Origin of the sequence: Bradyrhizobium sp. i1.15.2 (assembly GCF_040548425.1) — a bacterium.
Classification (GTDB): domain Bacteria; phylum Pseudomonadota; class Alphaproteobacteria; order Rhizobiales; family Xanthobacteraceae; genus Bradyrhizobium; species Bradyrhizobium canariense.
On sequence record NZ_JBEPRQ010000039.1, the window covers coordinates 24,303 to 46,431 of the forward strand.

The window sequence follows — 22,129 nt, forward strand, 5'->3', positions numbered from 1 at the left end:
TCGAAAGGGCCTGCCATGACGTCCAGCCAATACGATCCCGCAAGCGAAGGCGCCGAGACCGATTTCGCACGGCGCATGTCCTATGGCAGCTATCTGGCGCTGGACGCGATCCTCGGCGCGCAGCATCCGCTGTCGGAAGCGCATGACGAGATGCTGTTCATCATCCAGCATCAGACCACCGAACTGTGGATGCGGCTCGCCATCCACGAGCTCAGCGCCGCACGCCGTTCGATCGCGAAGGATGAGGTGCAGCCTGCGATGAAGATGCTGGCACGGATGTCGCGTATCTTCGAGCAGCTCAACGGCGCCTGGGACGTGCTGCGCACCATGACGCCCAGCGAGTATACGCGCTTCCGCTCGCAGCTTGGCCAGTCCTCAGGCTTCCAGTCGCGGCAATACCGGTTGATCGAATTCCTGCTCGGCAACCGCAACCACGCCATGCTCAAGCCGCACGCGCACGATCTGGGAACCACGCAGCTGCTCGAAGCCGAGCTCGCGACGCCGAGCCTCTATGACGAGGTGCTGCGGCTCGCCGACCGCAACGGGCTCAAGATGCCCGCGGCGGTGCTGGCGCGCGATGTTCGCGAGACCCATAGCTTCAACGAAGGTGTGCTGCAGGCCTGGCGTATCGTCTACGAAGCGCCGGAAACGCACTGGATGCTCTACGAGCTGGCCGAAAAGCTGGTTGATTTCGAGGATTATTTCCGGCGCTGGCGCTTCAACCATGTGACGACGGTCGAGCGCGTCATCGGCTTCAAGCGCGGCACCGGCGGCACCGGCGGCGTGAGCTACCTCAAGCGCATGCTGGAGGTCGAGCTGTTTCCCGAGCTCTGGCGCGTGCGCACGATCCTGTAGAGATTTTCATGACCAAGCTTCGCGTTTACGACGACACCAAAGCGCTGTTCCATATGCCCGACGGTGTGATCTATCTCGACGGCAATTCGCTCGGGGCGTTGCCGCTTGGCGTTGCCGAGCGCGTCAGCCGCGTCATCATCGCCGAGTGGGGCGATGAGTTGATCCGCGCGTGGAATACGGCGGGCTGGTATGCCCAGCCGCGCCATGTCGGCGACCGCATCGCGCGACTGATCGGTGCGGAAGCCGGCTCTGTCATGGTCGGAGATACGCTGTCGCTCAAGGTCTATCAGGCGCTCGCCGCCGCGCTGGACATGAACGCATCGCGCAAAATCGTTCTGTCGGACACCGGCAACTTTCCGACCGACCTCTACATGGCTGAAGGCCTGATCGCGACGCTTGGACGTGGCCATCAATTGCGCCTGGTGGCGCCGGAGGAGATCGAGTCTTCGTTGTCGGAGGAGATCGCGGTGCTCTATATCACCGAGGTCGATTACCGCACCGGACGACGCCACGATATGGCGAAGCTGACTGCGAGAGCGCATGCGCTCGGCATCGTCACGGTGTGGGACCTCGCGCATTCGGCCGGGGCGCTGACGGTTGACCTTGCAGGCACCGGCGCTGATTTCGCCGCCGGATGCACCTACAAATACATCAACGCCGGCCCCGGCGCGCCGGCCTTCCTCTACGTCGCGCCGCGCCACGCCGACAGCGTGCGCGCCGCTTTGTCGGGGTGGATGGGACACGCAAAGCCGTTCGCGTTCGAGCTTGCCTATGCGGCCGCCGGCGGTGTCGAGCGCATGCGCGTCGGAACACCGCCGGTGCTGGCAATGGCGGCGCTGGAGGCCTCGCTCGACATTTGGGACCGCGTCGATATCGCGGAGGTCCGGGCGCGTTCGTTGGCGCTCGGCGATCTCCTGATTGCAGAGGTCGAGCGCCGCTGTCCGTCCTTGAAGCTTGTTACGCCGCGCACCCATGAGCGGCGCGGCTCTCAGGTCTCCTTCGCTTTCGACGGCGGCTACGCCGCGATGCAGGCCCTCATCGCCAGTGGCGTCATCGGCGATTTCCGCGCGCCTGACATCATGAGGTTTGGCATCACACCGCTCTATATCGGCGAGAGCGAGATCCTGCGGGCAGCCGAGTTCATCGAGGAGGTGATCGCGGGCGAGATTTGGCGGCGGCCGGAGTATCAGGTGGTGAATGCGGTGACGTGAGATACGACGGCTGTCTCCCGTCATTGCGAGCGCGGCGAAGCAATCCAGAAATGTATCAGCGGAAAGATTCTCGAATTGCTTCGCTGCGCTCGCACTGATGACCTCGGACGTCATTGCTTTGTCGCGCAGAGCAATTCACCCTGTGAGCAGAATGATTTGGGAGGAGATCCGATGACGCCGCTCGAAAAACTTAAAGCGATGAAGATGCCGTTTGCCGAACTCAAGGGCGTCGAGTTCGTCGAGGCCGGGAAAGATCGCGTGGTGGCGCGGATGACGGTCAGGCCCGATCTCTGCACGCTTCATCACACCATTCACGGCGGCGCGGTGATGGCGCTGGCCGATTCCGTCGGCGCGGCGGCCACCGTGATCAATCTGCCGGAGGACGCAAAGGGCACGACCACGCTCGAGAGCAAGACCAATTTCATCGGCGGGGCCAAGGAGGGAACCACGGTGGTCGCGACCGCCACCCCAATCCACAGAGGCCGGCGCACCCAGGTTTGGACCACCCGGCTGGAGACCGAGGACGGCAAGCTGGTCGCGGTGGTGACGCAGACCCAACTGGTCCTCGTATGAATACGGGGGCTTGATTTTATTAACGAATTAGTCGCCTCCAATGCCCGAAACTTGGGCAGGTTCCCGTCTTGAAAAGTTTGTTGCGATGCACAATATTGGAGGCCTAGGGATTCGAACGCCTCCTCGAGGGACACCAAGAGGAGTTTTGACTTGTCACTCGCAGCAGATTTTGGACTTGAAGTAACCAGCCGCCCGAAGTCCGTTCAGGGCTACGTGCGCACCTTGAGCCAGCAGGAAGAATTGCCGCTTTTGCGCGATCATCTGCTGAGGCTCGATGCCGAAAGCCGGCACGATCGCTTCAACGGTTTTCTCGACGACAGTTTTATCGAGCGTTACGCAGCCCGCTGTGCCGAGGACGGCACCGTGATCGTCGCCTATATCGTGGATGGCGTGGTCCGCGGGGCGGCCGAGCTGCATCCGCCCGAGGGCGATTCGTTGCCCGAGGTCGCCTTCAGCGTCGAAGCCTCGGCGCGGCGCCAGAACGTCGGCACTGTGCTGTTCAGCCGCCTGATCGCGGAAGCGCGCTGGAAAGGCTACAAGCGCCTGCGCATTACCACCGGCGCCGAGAATCACGCGATGCGCGCGCTCGCCAGGAAGTTTGGGGCGCATCTGCAATTCCGTCACGGCGAATCGACCGGTACGATCGATCTCGCCAAGGCGCCTGAGGACGAGCTCGCTGATCTTGCGGCCTCGCCATTCACAGCCGGCCGCGCTCTGATCAGCTTCAACTCGACCTGCTGGAAGATCATTTCCAGCATCTACGGTAATCGCGCCGCCTGACCTGAAAAAGCCGACTGGAATCAAAAAAGCGGACCGGCAAAACCGGTCCGCTTTTGTATTGGATATAAGGGAACTAAGCGCTCAGGTGCCGGTGCGCTTGTCGTTGCCGAAGCGGCGCACGACACGGCGTTCGACCACCACCGAGCGCTGCGCGCCCTGTTCGCCGGCGATCACGCGCGTCGAGGTGATGCGGCTGTTGGTGCGAACCTGTTTCTTGACCTCGGCCTGGACGACATCGAGCGGCATACCCATCAGGGCTGCGGCGATCTCGGCCTGCTGCTCCTGATCATCGGTGATGCCGACGGCAGCGAAGATCGCCTCGTCCAGGGTCGGCGGATCGTGGCGCACGCGCCGCGTGCCATATTTGGTATTCCAGTCTGCGTTCATAACGGCCTCGTTTCGATGCCGGGATACCTAGTGCCGTCTATGTTGCATTGCAATATGAAATCGGTGCGGCATCTCAGCTATGCACCGGTTGGGTGTCAGGGTGGTGACGCGACACCGGCAACATCCGCAACCCGCTGCTGTGGCCAGCGTTTCAGCGCCGCGTGGCCCGCTTCCGTCAGCCCGTAGATTCCCCGCTCGGTGCGTTCGAACCAGCCATACACATTGTTAAGCATGATCTTGCCGGCATCGGGACAGCGTTGGCGCAATTCGCTCACCTTCCGCGGGCCTGCTGCAAGCTCCGAGGCGCAGGCCAACGCCTGCTGCCGATAGGCCGTCATGATCGGCGCGCGCGTGCTGCCGCCCAGCACCGGATCGCCTTGGCGGCGCTGATGCTCTGCGACCAAGCGGGAACGGACCTTCGGCTCGCGGCGTGGCGCTGCCGTCGGCGGTTTCACCAGCACCTCGACCTGGCCCCTGTCGGTCACCCCGAGCATGCCGAAGCCGAGGCGGCGACAGAGATTGCGGTAGCGTGCGTCGGTCTCGCGTCCCTTGCCGCGCACTGACATCTTTGCGGCAATCCAGACCTCGTCGCCGGCCGGTGCACGATCAACGGCCTGAAGGATCAGCTCGAGATTGAAGGTCAGCTTGAGCTCGCCAATCACCACCACCGGCGGATCGCCGGCGCTAAGGCCCACGAGATCGCAGCCGCCGATTTCGCCCTTGACCGTGAAGCCGAGCTCTTCGAGGAAGCGTTTTACGGGCAAATAGAGCGTGGTTTCCAAAGGAAGCTTCCGAGTGTCACGTCCGATCGGAGAATCAGTCTCGGCACTTTAGCCCGGAACGGACTTAGGGCTCTGAGCCATTTGACGGGGAACAGACGACATGGGCGGGGGCATCGCACTCGCCGGCAAGCAGAGCATCCGTTTCAGAGGCAATCTCCCGCTGTTGGTGCCGGATTGACGCCTTTAGCCTATGAGACGATCGTAGTCTGCGTGCGAGCCGATCCAGAACCAAACGCAGGCGCCGTCAGATTCGATAGCCAGGGCGCGGTAACGTAGGCCGACTCTGGCGGACCAAAATCGACCGACCCGTTTGAACTGAAGCGAAGGATGAGTGGGGTCGTTCTTCAGCAGCTTGAAATTGGCATCGGCGAGCCGCCGAACATTGACGGGCAAGGCCTCATAAGCCTTCCAGAATCTCGTGGAAGCGGTGTGCTTCACAAGTCGCGCGTTTGGGCGGCGCGATAATCGCTCAGCGCTTCCTCGGCAAATTGATCGAGCTTACCCGCCTTGATGTCCTGCTCCAGGACATGATCGAAGCGTTGTGCATCGAACTGCTCGAACCAGGCGCGAAACCGCACCAATTCGTCAGGCGTAAGCCGTTCGATCGCTCGTTCGATATCTTCAGTTGTCATTGTTCAAATATAGCAGCCCGATGGGCCCGGGAAAAGATGCTACACCCGCCCGCCGACCGGGATCAGCGCGCCGGTGACGCCGCTGGCGGCATCGCTGGCGAGGAACAGGATGACTTCGGCGAGCTCCTGCGGTGTCACCCATTTGGCAAAGTCGGCCTTCGGCATGTCGGCGCGGTTGGCCTTGGTATCGATGATCGAAGGCAGCACTGCGTTCACGGTCACCTTGCCTTTCCACTCGCTCGCCAACGCCTCCGTGAGGCGATGGACGCCGGCTTTCGACGCTGCGTAGGGGCCCATGCCGGAGCCGGCCTGAAGCGCGCCCATGGCGCCGATATTGACGATGCGGCCGGCCTTGGACGCGGCCAGATGCGGCAGCACCGCGTGCGAGGCGTTGAGCGCCGTCAGCAAGTTGAGCGCATGCATGCGCTGCCATGTCTTGATGTCGCCGTCGCCGACGGTCTCGAAGGCGAAGCCGCCGGCAATGTTGATCAGCGCATCGAGCCGGCCGAAATGCTTCGCCGCCGCCTCGACCGCCGTCTTTGCTTGTGCTGCGTCGGACAGATCGACGCCGCCGATCTCGATGCGCTCAGGCGTCGCGGAGATTTGCGATGGCGCATGGTCGATGCCGGCGACGCGCGCGCCGCGCGACTGCGCGGTCTCGGCGACGACTTTTCCAAGTGCGCCGAGTGCTCCGGTCACGATCAGAACCTTGCCTTGCATCATCGTTCTCCCGGCGCGGCCGCTCAAGATTTACGGCCGCTTACGATTGCAGATAGCGCGCCTTCAGCGCGGTCCGCTCCGCTGTGCCGAGCTTGAGACCGTCGCGCAAGTAGGTTTCGAGATCGCCATACTCGCTACCGACGGCCTCGAAAGCAGCGGCAAGATAAGAGGCCTCGACGGTGCCGATCGCGTCGAGAACGTCGGCAGGAAGATCGGAGACGTTTGACGCGTCGCGCTTGTAGTGCAGGTTGGTCAACAGGTAGTCCTCGGCAATGACGTGGTCGGCTACGCCGAGCGCATGAAGGATCAGCGCGCTGGCAAAGCCGGTGCGATCCTTGCCGGCGGTGCAGTGAATGACGAGCGGCGCGTGGTCCTCCAGGAGATGCCCGAACATGTTGCGGAAACTGGCCGTGTTGTGGCGGACATAGTTGCGATAGGATTCGCGCATGAGTTCGAGCGCGACCGGCGCGGTCAGCCTGCCCCTGGCGAGCTCGGCGCGCAGCGCAGCCACGACCGTCGGCTCGATCGGCAACGAATGCACGGCGATCTCGTCGACCACACAGACACCCGCCGCGCGCTCCTCGACGCCGCGAAAATCGAAGGCGCTGCGCACGCCGGGAGCGGAAGATGTGCCGCCAGCGCGTGGTACGGCCATCTGCGGTCGGATAGCCGCCGAGGTCGCGAAAATTACTGGCGCCCTGCAGGGCGAGATGGCGGGCAGGGGAGTCTTTCATGGAGGTGTCTTGTCAGGCATCTGAAACGGTCGGTGACGGCTGTGGGACCACATGATCCTGTAATCAAGTCCGGAATCAAAAAGGGCCGAAACTTCGTTGTTTCGACCCTTTTTCAATCTGACGCCGGACGCTTGAGAGAGCGCGGCGGTACTGAACCGAACGCAGGCATCAGCGATCCCATTTCGGCTTGGCTTCATCGACTGCTTCCTGATGGTACCAGCTGCCGCTGCAAATCGTCTCGTTCACGGGGAGCGAGGCGTGGTTGGCGGGAAGGCGGGTCTCACCGTTGCGGCGCCCCCCGAGAGCCGAGCGGCCCCCGACAGGGAATTGGTAGATCTGTGCAGATCCGTGACTCAGTCCATTGTTCATCATTGCGGTATCTCCCGAGATCGCAGCGCTGGGCCTCCATGGTGCGCCCGACTCGTTGGCTTGTGGTTACTGGAATCCCCATATCGGCCGTGCATTCCGAAATGCAAAGTGCTGAAAAGGAAATCAGCCTTGGCCTATTTTGTAGGCAGACTGCATTCTGCTTCCTCTAAGGCAGCGGTCGGGTGGCTAACGCGTGGGCCGTTGCGAAGGTTGCGGGCGGCGGGCGCAGACTTGGCGAATATTGCCGGACGTTGATGCGCGTTTAGTCGGCAACCTCAGGCCCGGGCCTGCCTGCTCCAGAATCGGGCGTTTTCCGCGGGGTTTTTGCGGTGCAGCTTCACGCAAAGGTGCGCCGCTATGACGCACGGCTCACTCGCCGATCCGCCGGGATGGAGAGGAGGCCGGCCGCGGTGGAAAACCTCCCGCGCTGCGGCCTTTTGGCACGTTAAATGCTTGGAAAGGGTCGGCCGATGTTGGCCGGGTAAACAATCGTGCGGGGGCCTGCGGCCCCCACCTTTCGCATCATCTACAGAGAGGCTCAATGACCAAGTATAAGCTCGAGTACATCTGGCTCGACGGATATACGCCGACTCCGAACTTGCGCGGCAAAACTCAGATCAAGGAATTCGCGTCGTTCCCGACGCTCGAGCAGCTTCCGCTCTGGGGCTTCGATGGCTCCTCCACCCAGCAGGCTGAAGGCCACAGCTCCGATTGCGTGCTGAAGCCGGTCGCGGTGTTCCCGGATGGCGCCCGCACCAACGGCGTGCTCGTGATGTGCGAAGTCATGATGCCCGACGGCAAGACCCCGCATTCGACCAACAAGCGCGCCACCATCCTCGACGATTCCGGTGCCTGGTTCGGCTTCGAGCAGGAATACTTCTTCTACAAGGACGGCCGTCCGCTCGGCTTCCCGGCCTCGGGCTATCCGGCCCCGCAGGGTCCGTACTACACCGGCGTCGGCTTCTCGAACGTCGGCGACGTCGCCCGCAAGATCGTCGAAGAGCATCTCGACCTCTGCCTGGCAGCCGGCATCAACCATGAAGGCATCAACGCGGAAGTCGCGAAGGGCCAGTGGGAATTCCAGATCTTCGGCAAAGGCTCCAAGAAGGCCGCTGACGAAATGTGGATGGCCCGCTACCTGATGCTGCGCCTGACCGAGAAGTACGGCATCGACATCGAGTTCCACTGCAAGCCGCTCGGTGACACCGACTGGAACGGCTCCGGCATGCACGCCAACTTCTCCACCGAGTACATGCGTACGGTCGGCGGCAAGGAGTACTTCGAGGCACTGATGGCCGCCTTCGACAAGAACCTGATGGACCACATCGCCGTCTACGGCCCGGACAACGACAAGCGTCTAACCGGCAAGCACGAGACCGCGCCCTGGAACAAGTTCAGCTACGGCATTGCCGATCGCGGTGCTTCGATCCGCGTGCCGCACTCCTTCGTCAACAACGGTTACAAGGGCTATCTGGAAGACCGTCGTCCGAATTCGCAGGGCGACCCATACCAGATCGCTTCGCAGATCCTGAAGACGATCGCCTCCGTGCCGGCCGACAAGAAGGCCGCCGCCTAAGATCCTCCCGGCCCGGGCTGGGGGGCTGGCCCGGGTTGGACTTCGATCCGCCGAAGCCGAAAGGCTTCGGCGGATTTTTCATTCTGATGACAGCCGGTGCGGAGACCCCTCGGACCTCATGGCGCGAAACTTGTCCATCGCCGCCGAAAGCGGGATAGAGTGCGTCTGGATGCGCGCAGGGCCAGGGACGGCTGGTGTTTGAAGGCTTCTACAAGGTGAGATTTCAGCTCGGCGACGCCGTTGGCCGGAGCGTGATGCATGCCGGCAACGGCAAGATGCTCGGCGGCAATTCGGCCTTCGCCCATATCGGCACCTACGCCAAGACCGAAGCCGGGGTCGACATCGTGATCAACACCGTCCGCCACAACCCCGATCCGAACTATCGCGCCATGGCCGGCACTGACGATGCGACCCTGCTTGCCAAGGGCTGGGCCGACGGCGATCTCTATCGCTGCAAGGGCGAGCTCAAGGAGCTGCCCGGCGTACCCTTTCAGTCGTTGATGACACCCATCACCGAAGACGAGATGCCGATCGCCGGCGGCGTCGGCGAGGCCGGCATCGCCGACGGGCTCTACTCGGTGCATCTGCGCATGCTCGACGGCGTCGACGGCGGTCTCACCGGCGTGATGCTGCTCAACAAGGGCCGCATCCTCGGCGGCGATGCATCGTTCTATTATCTCGGCAGCTACACCGCCGCCAACGGGCGCTGGAAGGGCCAGATCCTCAACCAGGAGCACACGCCGGCCAAGGACGATCCGATCTTCGGCGGCCACGAGGTCGGCATCGGCTTCTCCGGCAGTTATGACGCCGAGCAGGCGGTGCTGGAGGCAACGGCGCTTGCCGGCAAGCGCAGCCTGCGCCTGACCGCCGCGCTCAAGCTGATGCATCGCGCCTGATCGCCACGGGAATCGCTGATGGAAAAAATTCGCGTGCTTTCGACGCTCGGCCTGATGGGCGCGATGCGCAGCCTGTCCTCCGCATACGAGACCGCGACCGGCGTCCACATCGATGCCGATTTCGCGCCGACTCTGGCGCTGCTCAAACGACTGCGCGACGGCGAGGCCGCCGATCTCGTGATCCTTACCCGCGAGGGGCTCGACGAGATGATCGGCGAGGGCCGCGTCGTCTCAGGGAACGCGGCCGATCTCGCGCGTTCCTTCGTCGGCATCGCGGTGCGGGCAGGGCAAGCACATCCCGACATCGCCACGGAAACCGCACTGCGCAACACGCTGCTCGCGGCGCGGTCCCTGGCCTATTCGCGGCTGGGTGCGAGCGGGGTCTATTTCGCTCGGTTGATCGCGCAGATGGGGATCGCGGCAGAGATCAACGCCAAGACCACCATCGTCGAGCAGGGCTTTACCGCAGAGCGGCTCGTGAGCGGCGAGGCTGACCTCGCCGTGCAGCAGATCAGCGAGCTGAAGCAGGTCGAGGGCATCGAGGTGGTCGGCCCGATTCCGCACGATCTGCAAACGCCGGCCGTGTTCTCCGCTGGCCGGATGACAAACGCCGAGCACGCCGACGCCGCGGATCGGCTGCTGCGCTATCTGGCGTCGCCCGAGGTCGTCCCCGTGCTGCGCCAATCGGGACTCGAGCCTTGAATTTGCCGGGACGACGACGCAACCTGGCGTCCATGCGGACTTTCCTCGTTGCCATCCTTCTCACGCTTGCGGCGCCGTTATCTGCGCATGCGCAATCGGCCGATCTCGTCCTGTGCGACCGCGTCGCCGCCGATCCCAGTGATCCCGACAAGCCAGCCGATATGAGGGGCGTGACGGAGATTGCGGCCGCCGACGTTGCGACCGCCATCAAGTTCTGCAAGCAGGCTGCGCCCTCGTCGCGGCGCGCGATGTTCGCGCTCGGCCGCGCCTATGCGGCCAACCGGCAGACGGCGGACGCGATGGCTGCCTGGCGCAAGGCCGCCGACAAGGGATCGAGTGCGGCGATGGTCGAGCTCGGTGTGGCCTACGGCACCGGCTCCGGCGTCGCCAGGGATGAAGCGCAGGCGCGCAAATTGTTCGAGAAGGCGGCGCAGGCCGGCAATCCCCGCGGCATCAGCAATCTCGCCGCGCTCGGCGGCACCGGCGGTGCCACGCCGGCCGATCCCGCACAGGCGCGCGCATTGCTCGGCAAGGCGGCCGAGACCAACGCGGAGGCGCAGTACCAGCTCGGCATGATGCTCTCCGAAGGCACGGGCGGGGCGAAGGACGACGCCGCGGCACGCGCGCTGTTCGAGAAGGCGGCGGCGCAAAACCATCCCGGCGCGCTGGAGCGGATGGGGGCCTTCGCACAGGAGGGCCGCGGCGGGCCAAAGGACAAGGACGCCGCGAAATCCTATTACGAGCGCGCCGCGGCGCTCGGCGACGAGGATGCCAAGCAGGCGTTGGAGCGGCTGCGCTGTCCCTATGCGATCAAGGACAAGCAGGGCAAGCTCGTCACCACGCTGTGCTTCTAAAAGCGCGGTGAACGCGCTTTAGAGTTATTTGCGAGCATGATCTTTTCGGAAAACCGCTGCGCACCTTTCCGGATCATGTTTCGTCCGCCGCCGATGGCCGTGACTGCTCCATGCCCACTTTGTCGCGTGCTTGTGTCGACGGGTTCGAATGCGTCAGGAACCAGCCTGGACACGGTCCGTTGAATCCTCGACAGCAGGAGGCGCAACCATGATCCGCAAGCTCGCATCCGGCGAATATCGGCTGTATTCGCGCAAAGTGAATCCCAAGACCGGCAAGCGCCGCAACCTCGGCACGTTCAGGAGCCGCGCCGCGGCCGAGAAGCATGAGCGCGAGGTGCAGTATTTCAAGCGTCACTAGCGCCTGAGGAACGCCATTCACCACCGGTCAAACAAAAAACTCGAAAAACAACCCCATGCACAGTAGCCAAGTGGTTGAAATCACAGGCCTGCAAATGGTGTGAAATCGCCATCTGCGGAAACGCCGAAATCGATTGCGCCGTCGGGCAAAACAGGCGCATGATGGCATCATGGCAGGTGTGGCTCCGCGAATGGCCCTGCGCGAAAAAGCCCGATGGCCTTGGTGCGACGGCGGTGCTAGGTAGCGCGTGCTTTCCTTCTGATATTTCCGGGTCAATTGCGTTGCTGGACGGGCTCTACAAGGTTGAATACGGCGTCAACGATGCCTTCGGCCGCAGCATCATGTGCATGCATGACGGCAAGCTGCTGGGCGGTAATTCGGCCTTCGCGCATCTCGGGAGCTATGTCGAGCGCGACGGCGAGATCATCGCCGAAGTCATCACCGAACGGCACAACGACGATCCCAACTACAAGCCGCTGATGGGGGCTGACGTCGCCGCGATCGGCGCGCGCGGACGGCTCGTCGGCAACCAGATCCGTCTCGCCGGCAGCGCGGACACGATGCCGGGCGCCGGTTTCTGGGCCAATCTCACGCGGCTCGATGACGAGGGGTTACCGCCGCAGGGGACGATCGGTCCGGGCGGGGTCGTGAACGGGCTCTATGCGATCCATCTGCGCGCGCTCGACGGCGTCGACGCCGGGCTCTCCGGCGTCATGCTGCTGATCGACGGCCGCATCCTGGGCGGCGATGCGTTCTTCTACTATCTCGGCTCCTATTCCTCGGCCGACGGCCGCTGGAAGGGCGAGATGCTCAACCAGGAGCATACGCCGGCGAAAGGCGAGAACCCCGTGTTCGGCGGCTACGAGGTCGGCATCGGCTTCTCCGGAACCTGCACGGCGGACAGCGGTGAGCTCGAAGGCATCGCGCTGGCCGGCAAGCGCAGCCTGCGGCTGGCGGCCTCGCTTAAACTGATGCGGCGAGCGTAGGGCGGTTACTTAGAGATCTGGGATGTCCGCTCGAGGGTAAAGCAGGCCTGACGTCCAACTCGCGGCGATGTCGGCTGTTGACCCGGAGCGGACATCCGGCCTCGAAAAAGACACCGCTTGTGATGGTAAGGTGCCTCTCCTCAAAATCATGGAAACGAGGTCGAGATGACCGACACCTCTCCTGCGAATGCTCCGTCTGCTTCCTCGATCCCCGCCGACGATCCTGGTCGCTGTCTGACGGTAGCCGATCCTGACGGCGCCGGCGTGCCGCATATCTCGGTGGCGAGCGGCACTTACACGATCCTGGTGTCGGGCGCGCAGACCGCGGGACGCTATTGCCTGGTCGATATGCTGGTGCCCGCCGGCGGTGGCCCCCCGCCGCATCGCCACGACTTCGAGGAAATGTTCTCGCTGCTCGAAGGCGAACTCGAGTTCACTTTTCGCGGAAAGTCGCACACCGTACGCGCGGGATCGACCGTCAACGTTCCGGCGAACGCCCCGCACGCGTTTAAGAACCTGTCCGGCAAGACGGCTCGCATGCTCTGCATGTGTACGCCGGCAGGACAGGATGAATTCTTTCTGGCGGTCGGTTTCCCCGTCGAAGGCCGCACATCGCCGCCGCCGAAGCCGACCCCGGAAGAGATGGCCGAGAAGGGAAAACTGATCGCGGCCCTGCTGCCGAAATATCGCACCGAGATCGTCAAGATGTGAGGCACATCCGCCTGACTGACAGCCAAGAATGGAGGCGGCCGCCGCAGAGTCGAGGCGGCCGTTCCTTTTCGCCGGTGATCGCTTGTGGCCCATCGCGATGGCTGGCACACGGCGGCGACGTGTCCGAAGCGAAAGGTAGAGCGGAAGTCGTCCCACTCGGCGGCCGACCGCCGCCTTTGACCCGAAGAAGAACGACGTCCGGAATCCCCTTGGTTGAAAATGTGCTATCATGCCTCTTGGGATAGCGTTTGCTGTCCCGGAAATCTAGGAGGACATGGCAGTGAAAGTCTCGGCACTTTTGTCCATGGGTATCGTTGTCGCGATCTTGTCGGTGGCGCCGGCGAATGCCCGCGATACTCAAAAGATCCAGAAACCACAGACCGCGCCGGTATGGAATCCAGGTGAGCCTTGGCCTCCCAAGTGGGCCACTTTCGAAGCTTGCCAGGCAGCCGGAAAGAAGTGGGCTTGGGATCTAAATGCCACTTCTCAATGGTGCAGCGCTCAATCGTACGACAGAGTGAGCGGCACCGTTCGCTGATGGCGAAGTTGGCGCGACAGAACAAGTTGAGGCCGCTCCAACGGGTGGCCTCTCTCATGTCAGCGCTAAGCCTGCGATGTCGCCTGTTGGCCATGAGCCAGCTCGCTAAAGCGAGCTGATCATGTCCGCTCCCAAACCGTGAGGAGGGGCAACGATGCCTTCGACCGCAGCATCATGTGCATGCATGACGGCAAGCTGCTGGGCGGCAATTCGGCCTTCGCGGATCTCGGAGGCTATGTCGAGCGCGACGGCGAGATCATCGCCGAAGTCATCACCGAACGCCACCGGCACCGCCGACAGCGGCGCGAAACAAAGGCCACCGCGAACACCAGAGCAGGATAATGCGTCAGGTTTTCCATGGCACCGTCCACTCGACCAGAACGCCAAATCCCGGATAACCCTTCTGCGACACAAATCACATAACGCTTGTTGCTCACCCCGTCACCAATTCGCAGACGGCAACTGAGTCAATGCTGCTGACGCGGTTGGCCCGAAGGCGAAGCTGGCGATAGCGTCCGGCAAGTCGGTGGTTGAGGCCAGACCGGACGTGGCGGAGACGCGACCAATTCGACTCGAATGATCCGAGTCGGATATCCTTTGATCTAGATCAACCCTGAAGTGTGTCGTTCCGGTTTCCCTACGCCTCAGCCTCGGTCAAAGGACCCAGTACCGGAAAATGCATATCGAGCGAAACAGCGTCGCAAATAAACAGAGTCACAAATGAAGCAACGCAGGCCGCTGATGTAGGGGCCCGGAGATCGTGATGCACTTGGCTGACACGAAATCGTCGTCGGACGACGGACAATCGTTCGAGCATCCAGCAGGTGAGGGGATGCTGTATGTGCCGGGCGGCACGTTCCGCATGGGTTCGGATCGGCACTATCCGGAGGAAGCGCCGGTCCACCGCGTCGCCGTGGATGCCTTCTGGATGGATTGCCATTCCGTCACGAACCGGCAGTTCAAGGCGTTCGTCGGGGCTACCGGCCACGTCACCGTTGCCGAGATCACGCCCGATCCAAAGGACTATCCCGGAATGCTCCCGCACATGGTCTATGCGGGCTCTCTGGTGTTCTCGCCGCCTGACCATCCGGTCAGCCTGCGGGACTTCAGCCAGTGGTGGACCTTCGCCAAAGGTGCGGACTGGCGGCATCCCTACGGACCGGGGAGCAAAATCCAGGGGCTCGACGATCATCCCGTCGTGCATGTGGCCTTCAGCGATGCGCTCGCCTACGCAAGATGGGCCGGCAAGGATTTGCCGACCGAGGCCGAATGGGAATTTGCGGCGCGCGGCGGACTGGACGGCGCCGAGTTCGCATGGGGAGATGAATTTACGCCTGACGGCCGTCATATGGCCAACACCTGGCAGGGCGAATTTCCGCGCCAAAACACCAGAGACGACGGATTCGAACGGACATCGCCGGTCACGGCATTCCCGCCGAACGGGTACGGGCTGCACGATCTGATCGGCAATGTCTGGGAGTGGACGTCGGACTGGTACTCGCCTCGGCATGAAGCCGACGCTGCAAAGGCCTGCTGCATTCCCGAGAACCCGCGCGGCGGCCGCGAGGCTGATAGCTACGACCCGAGCACCACCAACGTCAAGATCCCACGCAAGGTCATCAAAGGCGGCTCGCATTTGTGCGCGCCGAATTACTGCCGACGCTATCGGCCGGCTGCGCGGCATGCGGAGCCGGTCGATACCTCCACAAGTCATCTTGGATTTCGGTGCATCAGGCGAGGAGCCTCTTAGGCATCTTAACGGGAGAGCGACGCCATGTTGAATTGCGTATTCGATCACAAATTTTCGGTCGCAACGCCACGCAAGACCCAAAGCTGGCTCAAGCGGTCCAGCACAGCGCTGCTGGGTGCGACGATGATGATACCGGCATCCGGCTTGGTCAGCACGCCGGTGGCTGCACAGCCGGCGCAAAAGCCCAATATCCTCTTCATCATGGGCGACGATATCGGCATCATGCAGCCCAGCATCTACCATCGCGGTTTGATGGTCGGAGAGACACCGAACATCGACCGCATCGGAAACGAGGGCGCGCTCTTCATGACCTATTATGCGGAGCAGAGCTGCACCGCCGGCCGCAACGCGTTTTTCACCGGCATGCACCCGCTGCGCACCGGCATGATTCCTCCGCAATTGCCCGGCAGCCCGTCGTGGCTGCGGCCCGGTACGCCCGCCGTTGCCAAGTTCTTGCTCGACCTCGGTTACAACACTGGCGAGTTCGGCAAGAATCATCTTGGTGACAATCCCGAGGCGCTACCAACCGCCCATGGTTTCCAGGAGTTCTGGGGGTACCTGTATCACCTCGACGCGATGCAGGGGGTGAGTTTCCCGGACATCAACAAGAGCCCGACCGTGCAAGGCATTGCGCCGCCGTGCAAGGCAACCCCGGTCCCGGGCCTTACCGAGGTCCCCGGCGCCGTGGATCCTCGAACAACGACGTGCCTGACGCCGCCGCGGCCGGTGCTTGCGTGCAAGTCGTCGGACGGCTCACAAGCAAACCAGACCTGCAAGGACGAAGGTCCCTTGACGCTCGACCGTTCACGAAGCGTGGACGAAGAAATCTCAGCCAAGGTCATCGACTATCTTGATCGCAACGATCCCAAGAAGACCAACAAGCCGTTCTTCGTCTGGTACAACCCGGCGCGCATGCACATCACGACCGTGCTGCCGCCGAAATACGAGGCGATGATTGGCGAGCCGGGTGGCAAGGACTGGGGCCTCAACGAGGCCGGCATGAAGCAGATGGACGACAATATCGGCTATGTCCTCAAGAAACTCGAAGACATGGGCCAGCTTGACAATACCATCATCGTCTTCACGACAGACAACGGCGCCGAGAACATCACTTTTCCTGACGGCGGCACCACCCTTTTCAAGGGCGGCAAGCTGACCACCTGGGAAGGCGGCATGCGTGCCCCGATGGTCGTTCGCTGGCCGGGCCACATCAAGCCGGGCACGGTCAAGAGCGAGATGATGTCGGCACTCGACTGGCTGCCGACGTTGGTCGACATCGCCGGCGGGCCGAAGGGCGACGCTTTGAAGAAGCAGATCGAGGCTGGAAGCTACCCCGGCATCGTCAAGACAACGCTCGACGGCGTCGATCAGCGCGCCTATCTCGAAGGCACGGATAAATCCGCGCGCGAGGTCTTCTTCTACTACACCGGCGCGCAGCCATCGGCGGTACGCTACAAGAACTGGAAGATGTACTACACGATGGTGCCGGACACCGGGACCGGCGGGTTGTTCGGAGCGCAGAGCTTCCATTGGACGCAGGTCGCCAACATCAAGCGTGACCCATTCGAGCAGACGGTCGGCTCCGATGCCAAATCGTTGCTGGGCTATGCCGGTTCGATCGGCTCGCCGAGCACCGCCTACCTGTATGACTGGAATATCCTGCCCCTCGGCCAACTTCTCTGGGAAAAGGAGCTATTCTCTTACAAGGACTTCCCTCCGATGCAGGCGCCGGAAACTTACAACCTCGATGGTATCCTTGCTGAAATGAAGAAGTCCGGCCATCAGAGCGAGTGAACGAGGCGGGATAGTATGCCTTGATGATGTCTAAGCGGGCGGTCTTGAAAAAAGCCGCCCGTTGCAAGCACAATTGTGTCAGCGTCGGGTGCCGTCCCTTCAACTCCGATGATCCCCAAGGCTGCTGACGCCCCAAGGCTGCTACTCCAATTTTGCTGCCCCAAGACTATCGGACGATCCAATCCGTCAACGCGACGCTGACAAGCCGATGATGCACTTGCTCTGCCGCGTTCGAGAGAACTGCAATAAGGATTGCCGTCATGTACAGACCGCTTGGGTCAATACTGCTGGCTACCGCAGCTCTAATTTTCAGCCCGTTGGTGCAGGCGCAACAGGCAACAGCACCGCGGGTTGCAGCCGAAACGCCGCGGTCGATGTTGGCAGCGCAGATTCGCTTGCAAGGTTTCACCTGTGACAAACCGCTCGGTGCCTCAAGGGATGCAAAACGCTCGCGTCCGGATCGGGCCGTCTGGATCCTGAAGTGCAGCAACGCAACATATCGGGTTACCCGCTCTCCCGACATGGCGGCGAAGGTCGAACCGCTGCTGTAAGCGACGCACTTCATCTGCCCCTGGTGGCCATGCGAGATAAGCAATCGATGTCAGCTTCTGGGCTCCTGGCCGAAGGCCGGTTGAACATGTGTCATATCGGCTGTCAGAGGCAAGCCGGACGCCGATCCAGGTTGGCGTCTTACCGCCGCAATGCGGACATTGGCGCGGATTTCGGATAGCTTCGAGGTTAGGCTTTCTCTAGAATGGTTACGCAGCATCTTCCGGAGTTTCGCATGCAAAACTCGGTCAAGCACTTCGCCTCGGCGGTGGTGCTGCTTGCGTTGATGGGTTCGGCGACAGCCTTTGCGCAGCAAAACAATAAGCCCAACATTGTTTTCATTCTCGCCGATAATGTCGGTTACGGCGACCTTGGGTGCTACGGCGGCGGCGAGTTGCGTGGGGCATCGACGCCGCATCTCGATGCAATGGCTCGAGACGGATTGCGCCTCACACAGTTCCTGGTGGAACCGGCGTGTACCCCCTCCCGTGCAGCGCTGATGACTGGGCAATATTCGATCCGAAACGGTCTGTCGCTGATCGCTATTGAGGGTAGTCCCTATACGCTTCCCGCTAATGCCTTCACCATGGGCGAGATGTTCAAGAGCGTTGGTTATGCGACTGCGATCTTCGGGAAATGGCACCTTGGAAGTGCGCCTCAAAGTCTGCCGACCGCGCACGGCTTTGATGAGTTCTACGGTATCCCGCCGGACATTAGCTGGGATGCAGCAACATACCCGGCTACAATCGCGCTCACGCACTCAATCAATGAGCCGTACGAGACACTGCTGAAGACTGGGCCGCAGATCGTTGAGGCGAAGGCCGGAGGCCCGCTACAGGCGGTCAAGCCATTTACCGAGGACGTCCGCGCCAACATCGACGATGAGTTCGTGGACAGATCAATCGATTTTATGAGGCGCCAGAGAGCATCGGGACAGCCCTTTTTTCTCTATCTTCCTTTTTCAATGGGGCACTTTCCAAACTTGCCTTCTCAACAGTTCAAAGGAAAATCACGGATCGGCAACTACGGCGACAAGTTGATGGAGGGAGACTATCACGTCGGACAAATCCTAGATACGCTGAAGCAACTCGGCATTGACGACAACACAATCGTTGTCTTTGCCTCGGACAATGGCCCCCAGGGCCAGACCGCGCGAGAACACGGCAACCAGGGAACGCCTGATATGGGTAATTCAGGTCCGTTTCGCGGAGAGTTAGGCGAAGTCACTGAAGGAGCAATACGGACGGCGGGGATCATCCGGTGGCCCGGCAAAGTCAAGGCAAACACAACCACATACGCCATGTTCTCGATCATGGATTTCCTGCCGACCTTTGCCCACATCGTCGGTGCCAAGATGCCAACAGACCGCCAGATCGACGGGATCAATCAAGCCGATCTCCTGTTGGGCAACACGGCGACAGCGCCTCGCGAAAGCCTCTTGAGCTTTATCGGTGGAGATCTCGTCGCCGCGCGCTGGAAACAGTGGCGTATCTACTTCACGGACGTCCATCCGACCGGCATCGGACCACAGCGGCAGCCCGGCATGTTCTCCGCGAGTGCGCCGATGGCCGGCTACCCGAAGATTTACAACATTGAAATGGATCCGCACGAGGACCTCATCGTCGCGGCAATGTTTGGCTGGGTATCGGGTCCTGCGCTCAAAACTGTCGAAGAGTATTTAGCGACCCTCAAGAAACATCCAAATCCACCACCGCCGAACATCACGCAATTTCGTAGCGGCGGTTAAACTGGCTCGGCGGTTTGTCCGCTTCTGACCGTTGCGGACATTCTTGAGCAATATTGGGTGCCGCCAACATAACGCCGTGGGGCTTTTCTGCCGCCCTGATCCGATGTCGCTGTAGGGGAGTCGGTTCGCCACAGGAGACCGAAATGAAACGATCAATCGCGCTGTCGGCATTGCTAATAATTGGGTTCGCTGGAAGCACTGGAAGGGCGAGTGACGTAGTCTATTGCCAATACGCTGGCTATCCGGTTGCTTGCATCGCACGGCCGGGATTCGGGGGCGCCCCAATTCACGACACTCGCCGAATTCCACCCGCAATTGATGCTCGCCCAAGCGGCCTTGTAAGGCAGGACTTGTTCGATCGGAATAACCCAAACAACCTACGATCGGATTGGCCCAGTCCACCTGCTCAACCGGGCGCGCTCTGAAAGTAGCACTGAGCTGATCATGGCCTGCGAGCAGTAGGATCAGACCCCGGTGGAGTGCTTCGGACTTTAGCCATTCAACGCTGCATCCGCTCGTGGCCCATTGCTTCAGTTTGTGCCGCGCAGCCAGACGTCAGGAGCCGGAATTAGACCGGAAGTCATTGCCCGAGGGGTAACTCTCGCAATTGATCCATAACGCAGTGGTTACGCCATTCGCCCGGCGGTGGCGCCAGCAACCTGACATTGTACCTTGGTACAATGACCTGAGGGATATCCAATGAATATGGTCGCTCGTCGAACGACCAGCGGGCGAGAGAGGATTATTCAAAGAATTGATACGGAAAAAGAATTGATGCGGAAGGGGAACTGGCCATGTTTGTGCGTATCCCAACGGATCGACGACCTCAGCCCAATACGCTCGATGACTTCGGTTTGACGAGTGCGTTCAACCGAATTATCGGCCTCGGTGAGTTTACATACCGAAAAGGCACTGAAATCTTCGGCGAAAAAGAGCCCGCTGTGTATGTCTATCAAGTCAAGCATGGTGCGGTGCGAAGTTACAAGTTGCTCTCGGACGGTCGGCGTCAAATCGGCGCCTTTCACTTAGTGGGCGATATCTTCGGGCTTGAAAACGGCGATGAGCATCGATTTACCGCAGAGGCGGTCGTCGAAACCGTCGTGCGCCTGATTAAGCGAGAAAGCCTTCAATTGGTAGCCGCAAAAGACGCGGTCGTCTCGCACAACCTACTCAGCATGATCACCCGCAACCTGGAGCACGCAGAAAACCATATGCTGCTTCTGGGCCGCAAGACCGCGGTAGAAAGGGTCGCCGCCTTCTTACTTGAGATGGATTTCCGCACGGGAGCAGACAAGATGTCGCTCCCCATGACTCGTCTCGACATTGCGGACTATCTCGGCTTGACGCTCGAAACGGTTTCTCGCGCGCTATCTAGCTTGCGTAAAGCGGGCGTCCTTACGTTCCTAGACCACGATCAGCGAGAGATCATGTTAAACGACAGGCGGCGGCTTGCCGATTTCGATCCGCAAGGACCGGCACAACCCTGATACCAAAATGCGACGGGCCGTGCTGGCGACGATGAGAGATACACAGTCCCTCCACACCGATGACCGCGACTATTTACTGAGAGGAGCTAAAGCGATGAGCCCATTGATTTAGCTCAATGGATTGCCGCGATCCAGGTTCAAGGCTCTGTGATGAACAAGCCGTCCGGATCCGATAAGCCCGAGCCCAAACCAACGCGCTTGGAGGAGGCGCGCCGGATCGTTGAGGAGTACGCGAATGACCTTCGCGAAATCATCCGGAAGCTGCGTGAGAAGATGAATTGAAGCCGATTGGATTTGCTCAAAGTTGAGTTCTTCGCATTTTGACCCAAGGCAGTCCCAATCTTGGCGGTGCGAGTTTTGCCGAAGTAGCACAGGCTTGCAAAGGCCGACCGACTACTACGAGACGTGGCATTGGGCCACGGTTCAAGCGCAAGGAGGAAGCCATGATAAATCTGAAAGTTCTTGGCGCGGTCGTTGTTGCGGCATCCGCCCTGTCCAGCTCTGCTGCACTGGCGCAGGCGGCCCTCTCCAATCCGGACGAATGCCAAGCTGAATTCGCCAGCTGCACGGGTTTAGGAACCGGGAGTACTCCCACCGGAGGTTATCGATATCGGCAATCAACTCGGCGAACGGCGTATCGCCAGCCGGCGGCGGCCGACGCTACCGTCGGCAGCTGGGGCAATTCCTACGCCATGTCCGGCGAGATGGGCTGGCACGGCAACTGGAATGCGTATGCTGCCCGCAACGGCATCGTCTGTAAGCCCGGCACCTATTTCAAGGGTGCTGACGGTCTGCGGCATCTCTGCCAATAGGTCATCCGCTCTAAGGCTGAATCAGACGGCCCCACAGGGCCGTCTGATTCATGCCTGAGGGTGGCACTCGTCCTGAGTGGGCGACAGCGTGGAGCCAGGCAGGCGTCAGTCTGCGGGAGCTGATGACTGCTTCTGGCCCATCGCCGCCGTCCGAGGGGCGGCTCGTCATGTCGGTTCTCAAGGCGGACCGGAAGTTTTGCACCCGAGCGCTCGACCGAAGCTTTTGACCCCAATGTATGGTCCGGCCGCGCGTTGCAAGAGGTTTCGTCAACCTGGCAGATGCGGTCTTGCATCAATGTATCCGGCCTCTGATTGGAGCGTGTTGT

General features: G+C 61.4%; 24 protein-coding genes and 1 pseudogene. 18 read left to right on the forward strand and 7 right to left on the reverse strand.

The window, feature by feature from the left end; translation table 11 throughout:
* The first annotated feature begins 15 nt into the window (after positions 1-15).
* From kynA to ABIB80_RS36365, 4 genes are all read left to right on the forward strand, one after another.
* A complete protein-coding gene (gene kynA / locus ABIB80_RS36350) occupies positions 16-855 on the forward strand; it encodes a tryptophan 2,3-dioxygenase (protein WP_007591854.1) in 840 nt (279 codons plus the stop codon).
* Between the two features lie 8 nt (positions 856-863).
* Complete coding sequence (gene kynU, locus ABIB80_RS36355) at positions 864-2,066, forward strand: kynureninase (RefSeq protein ID WP_354129302.1); 1,203 nt, start codon at positions 864-866, stop codon at positions 2,064-2,066.
* Between the two features lie 171 nt (positions 2,067-2,237).
* A complete protein-coding gene (locus ABIB80_RS36360) occupies positions 2,238-2,639 on the forward strand; it encodes a PaaI family thioesterase (RefSeq protein WP_007591846.1) in 402 nt (133 codons plus the stop codon).
* 150 nt (positions 2,640-2,789) lie between these two features.
* Positions 2,790-3,419, forward strand: coding sequence for a GNAT family N-acetyltransferase (locus tag ABIB80_RS36365; protein ID WP_007591845.1), 630 nt, complete (start codon positions 2,790-2,792; stop codon positions 3,417-3,419).
* Between the two features lie 81 nt (positions 3,420-3,500).
* Here the strand turns inward: ABIB80_RS36365 and ABIB80_RS36370 are convergent, their stop codons facing one another.
* From ABIB80_RS36370 to ABIB80_RS36395, 7 genes and pseudogenes are all read right to left on the reverse strand, one after another.
* Positions 3,501-3,806 carry a hypothetical protein gene (locus ABIB80_RS36370; RefSeq protein ID WP_007591844.1) on the reverse strand — a complete coding sequence of 102 codons (306 nt, stop codon included), beginning with the start codon at positions 3,804-3,806 and terminating at the stop codon, positions 3,501-3,503.
* A 95-nt stretch (positions 3,807-3,901) separates the two neighbouring features.
* A complete protein-coding gene (locus ABIB80_RS36375) occupies positions 3,902-4,588 on the reverse strand; it encodes a DUF2161 domain-containing phosphodiesterase (RefSeq protein ID WP_219683542.1) in 687 nt (228 codons plus the stop codon).
* A gap of 183 nt (positions 4,589-4,771) precedes the next feature.
* Positions 4,772-5,026 (reverse strand): ParE family toxin-like protein, encoded by a 255-nt coding sequence (locus ABIB80_RS39515; RefSeq protein WP_007591841.1) that lies wholly within the window; start codon positions 5,024-5,026, stop codon positions 4,772-4,774.
* Entirely contained in the window at positions 5,023-5,220 is a 198-nt protein-coding gene (locus tag ABIB80_RS36380; protein ID WP_007591840.1) for a hypothetical protein, read from the reverse strand. The genes ABIB80_RS39515 and ABIB80_RS36380 overlap by 4 nt, the downstream gene beginning before the upstream one ends.
* Before the next feature lie 39 nt (positions 5,221-5,259).
* Positions 5,260-5,940 (reverse strand): SDR family oxidoreductase, encoded by a 681-nt coding sequence (locus tag ABIB80_RS36385; RefSeq protein WP_007591838.1) that lies wholly within the window; start codon positions 5,938-5,940, stop codon positions 5,260-5,262.
* A 106-nt stretch (positions 5,941-6,046) separates the two neighbouring features.
* Positions 6,047-6,674, reverse strand: a pseudogene (locus tag ABIB80_RS36390) (tyrosine-protein phosphatase); the annotation flags it as partial.
* 168 nt (positions 6,675-6,842) lie between these two features.
* Positions 6,843-7,046 carry a DUF2735 domain-containing protein gene (locus ABIB80_RS36395; RefSeq protein ID WP_007591835.1) on the reverse strand — a complete coding sequence of 68 codons (204 nt, stop codon included), beginning with the start codon at positions 7,044-7,046 and terminating at the stop codon, positions 6,843-6,845.
* A gap of 538 nt (positions 7,047-7,584) precedes the next feature.
* Between ABIB80_RS36395 and ABIB80_RS36400 the strand changes: the two genes are divergently transcribed.
* From ABIB80_RS36400 to ABIB80_RS36465, 14 genes are all read left to right on the forward strand, one after another.
* Positions 7,585-8,619: a glutamine synthetase beta-grasp domain-containing protein gene (locus ABIB80_RS36400; protein ID WP_007591833.1), complete on the forward strand. Its 1,035-nt coding sequence runs from the start codon at positions 7,585-7,587 to the stop codon at positions 8,617-8,619.
* A 194-nt stretch (positions 8,620-8,813) separates the two neighbouring features.
* Complete coding sequence (locus ABIB80_RS36405; RefSeq protein ID WP_007591832.1) at positions 8,814-9,515, forward strand: GrlR family regulatory protein; 702 nt, start codon at positions 8,814-8,816, stop codon at positions 9,513-9,515.
* Positions 9,516-9,533: 18 nt separating this feature from the next.
* Complete coding sequence (locus ABIB80_RS36410) at positions 9,534-10,217, forward strand: substrate-binding domain-containing protein (protein ID WP_007591831.1); 684 nt, start codon at positions 9,534-9,536, stop codon at positions 10,215-10,217.
* Positions 10,218-10,249: 32 nt separating this feature from the next.
* A complete protein-coding gene (locus ABIB80_RS36415; RefSeq protein WP_007591830.1) occupies positions 10,250-11,071 on the forward strand; it encodes a tetratricopeptide repeat protein in 822 nt (273 codons plus the stop codon).
* A gap of 208 nt (positions 11,072-11,279) precedes the next feature.
* Positions 11,280-11,429, forward strand: coding sequence for a hypothetical protein (locus ABIB80_RS36420; RefSeq protein WP_007591825.1), 150 nt, complete (start codon positions 11,280-11,282; stop codon positions 11,427-11,429).
* Positions 11,430-11,710: 281 nt separating this feature from the next.
* Positions 11,711-12,415: a hypothetical protein gene (locus tag ABIB80_RS36425; protein ID WP_035992811.1), complete on the forward strand. Its 705-nt coding sequence runs from the start codon at positions 11,711-11,713 to the stop codon at positions 12,413-12,415.
* Between the two features lie 165 nt (positions 12,416-12,580).
* Complete coding sequence (locus tag ABIB80_RS36430) at positions 12,581-13,126, forward strand: cupin domain-containing protein (RefSeq protein ID WP_007591822.1); 546 nt, start codon at positions 12,581-12,583, stop codon at positions 13,124-13,126.
* Positions 13,127-13,844: 718 nt separating this feature from the next.
* Entirely contained in the window at positions 13,845-14,006 is a 162-nt protein-coding gene (locus tag ABIB80_RS36435) for a hypothetical protein (RefSeq protein WP_354129303.1), read from the forward strand.
* 421 nt (positions 14,007-14,427) lie between these two features.
* Positions 14,428-15,414 carry a formylglycine-generating enzyme family protein gene (locus ABIB80_RS36440; protein WP_007591820.1) on the forward strand — a complete coding sequence of 329 codons (987 nt, stop codon included), beginning with the start codon at positions 14,428-14,430 and terminating at the stop codon, positions 15,412-15,414.
* Between the two features lie 123 nt (positions 15,415-15,537).
* Entirely contained in the window at positions 15,538-17,208 is a 1,671-nt protein-coding gene (locus ABIB80_RS36445; protein WP_035994933.1) for an arylsulfatase, read from the forward strand.
* Between the two features lie 260 nt (positions 17,209-17,468).
* Positions 17,469-17,759 (forward strand): hypothetical protein, encoded by a 291-nt coding sequence (locus tag ABIB80_RS36450; RefSeq protein WP_007591816.1) that lies wholly within the window; start codon positions 17,469-17,471, stop codon positions 17,757-17,759.
* Between the two features lie 233 nt (positions 17,760-17,992).
* Positions 17,993-19,504, forward strand: coding sequence for an arylsulfatase (locus ABIB80_RS36455; protein WP_007591814.1), 1,512 nt, complete (start codon positions 17,993-17,995; stop codon positions 19,502-19,504).
* A 794-nt stretch (positions 19,505-20,298) separates the two neighbouring features.
* The gene (locus ABIB80_RS36460) at positions 20,299-20,991 is read left to right on the forward strand and encodes a helix-turn-helix domain-containing protein (protein WP_007591812.1); all 693 of its coding nucleotides are present in this window, start codon (positions 20,299-20,301) and stop codon (positions 20,989-20,991) included.
* Positions 20,992-21,434: 443 nt separating this feature from the next.
* A complete protein-coding gene (locus tag ABIB80_RS36465; RefSeq protein ID WP_007591810.1) occupies positions 21,435-21,803 on the forward strand; it encodes a hypothetical protein in 369 nt (122 codons plus the stop codon).
* Positions 21,804-22,129: the final 326 nt, after the last annotated feature.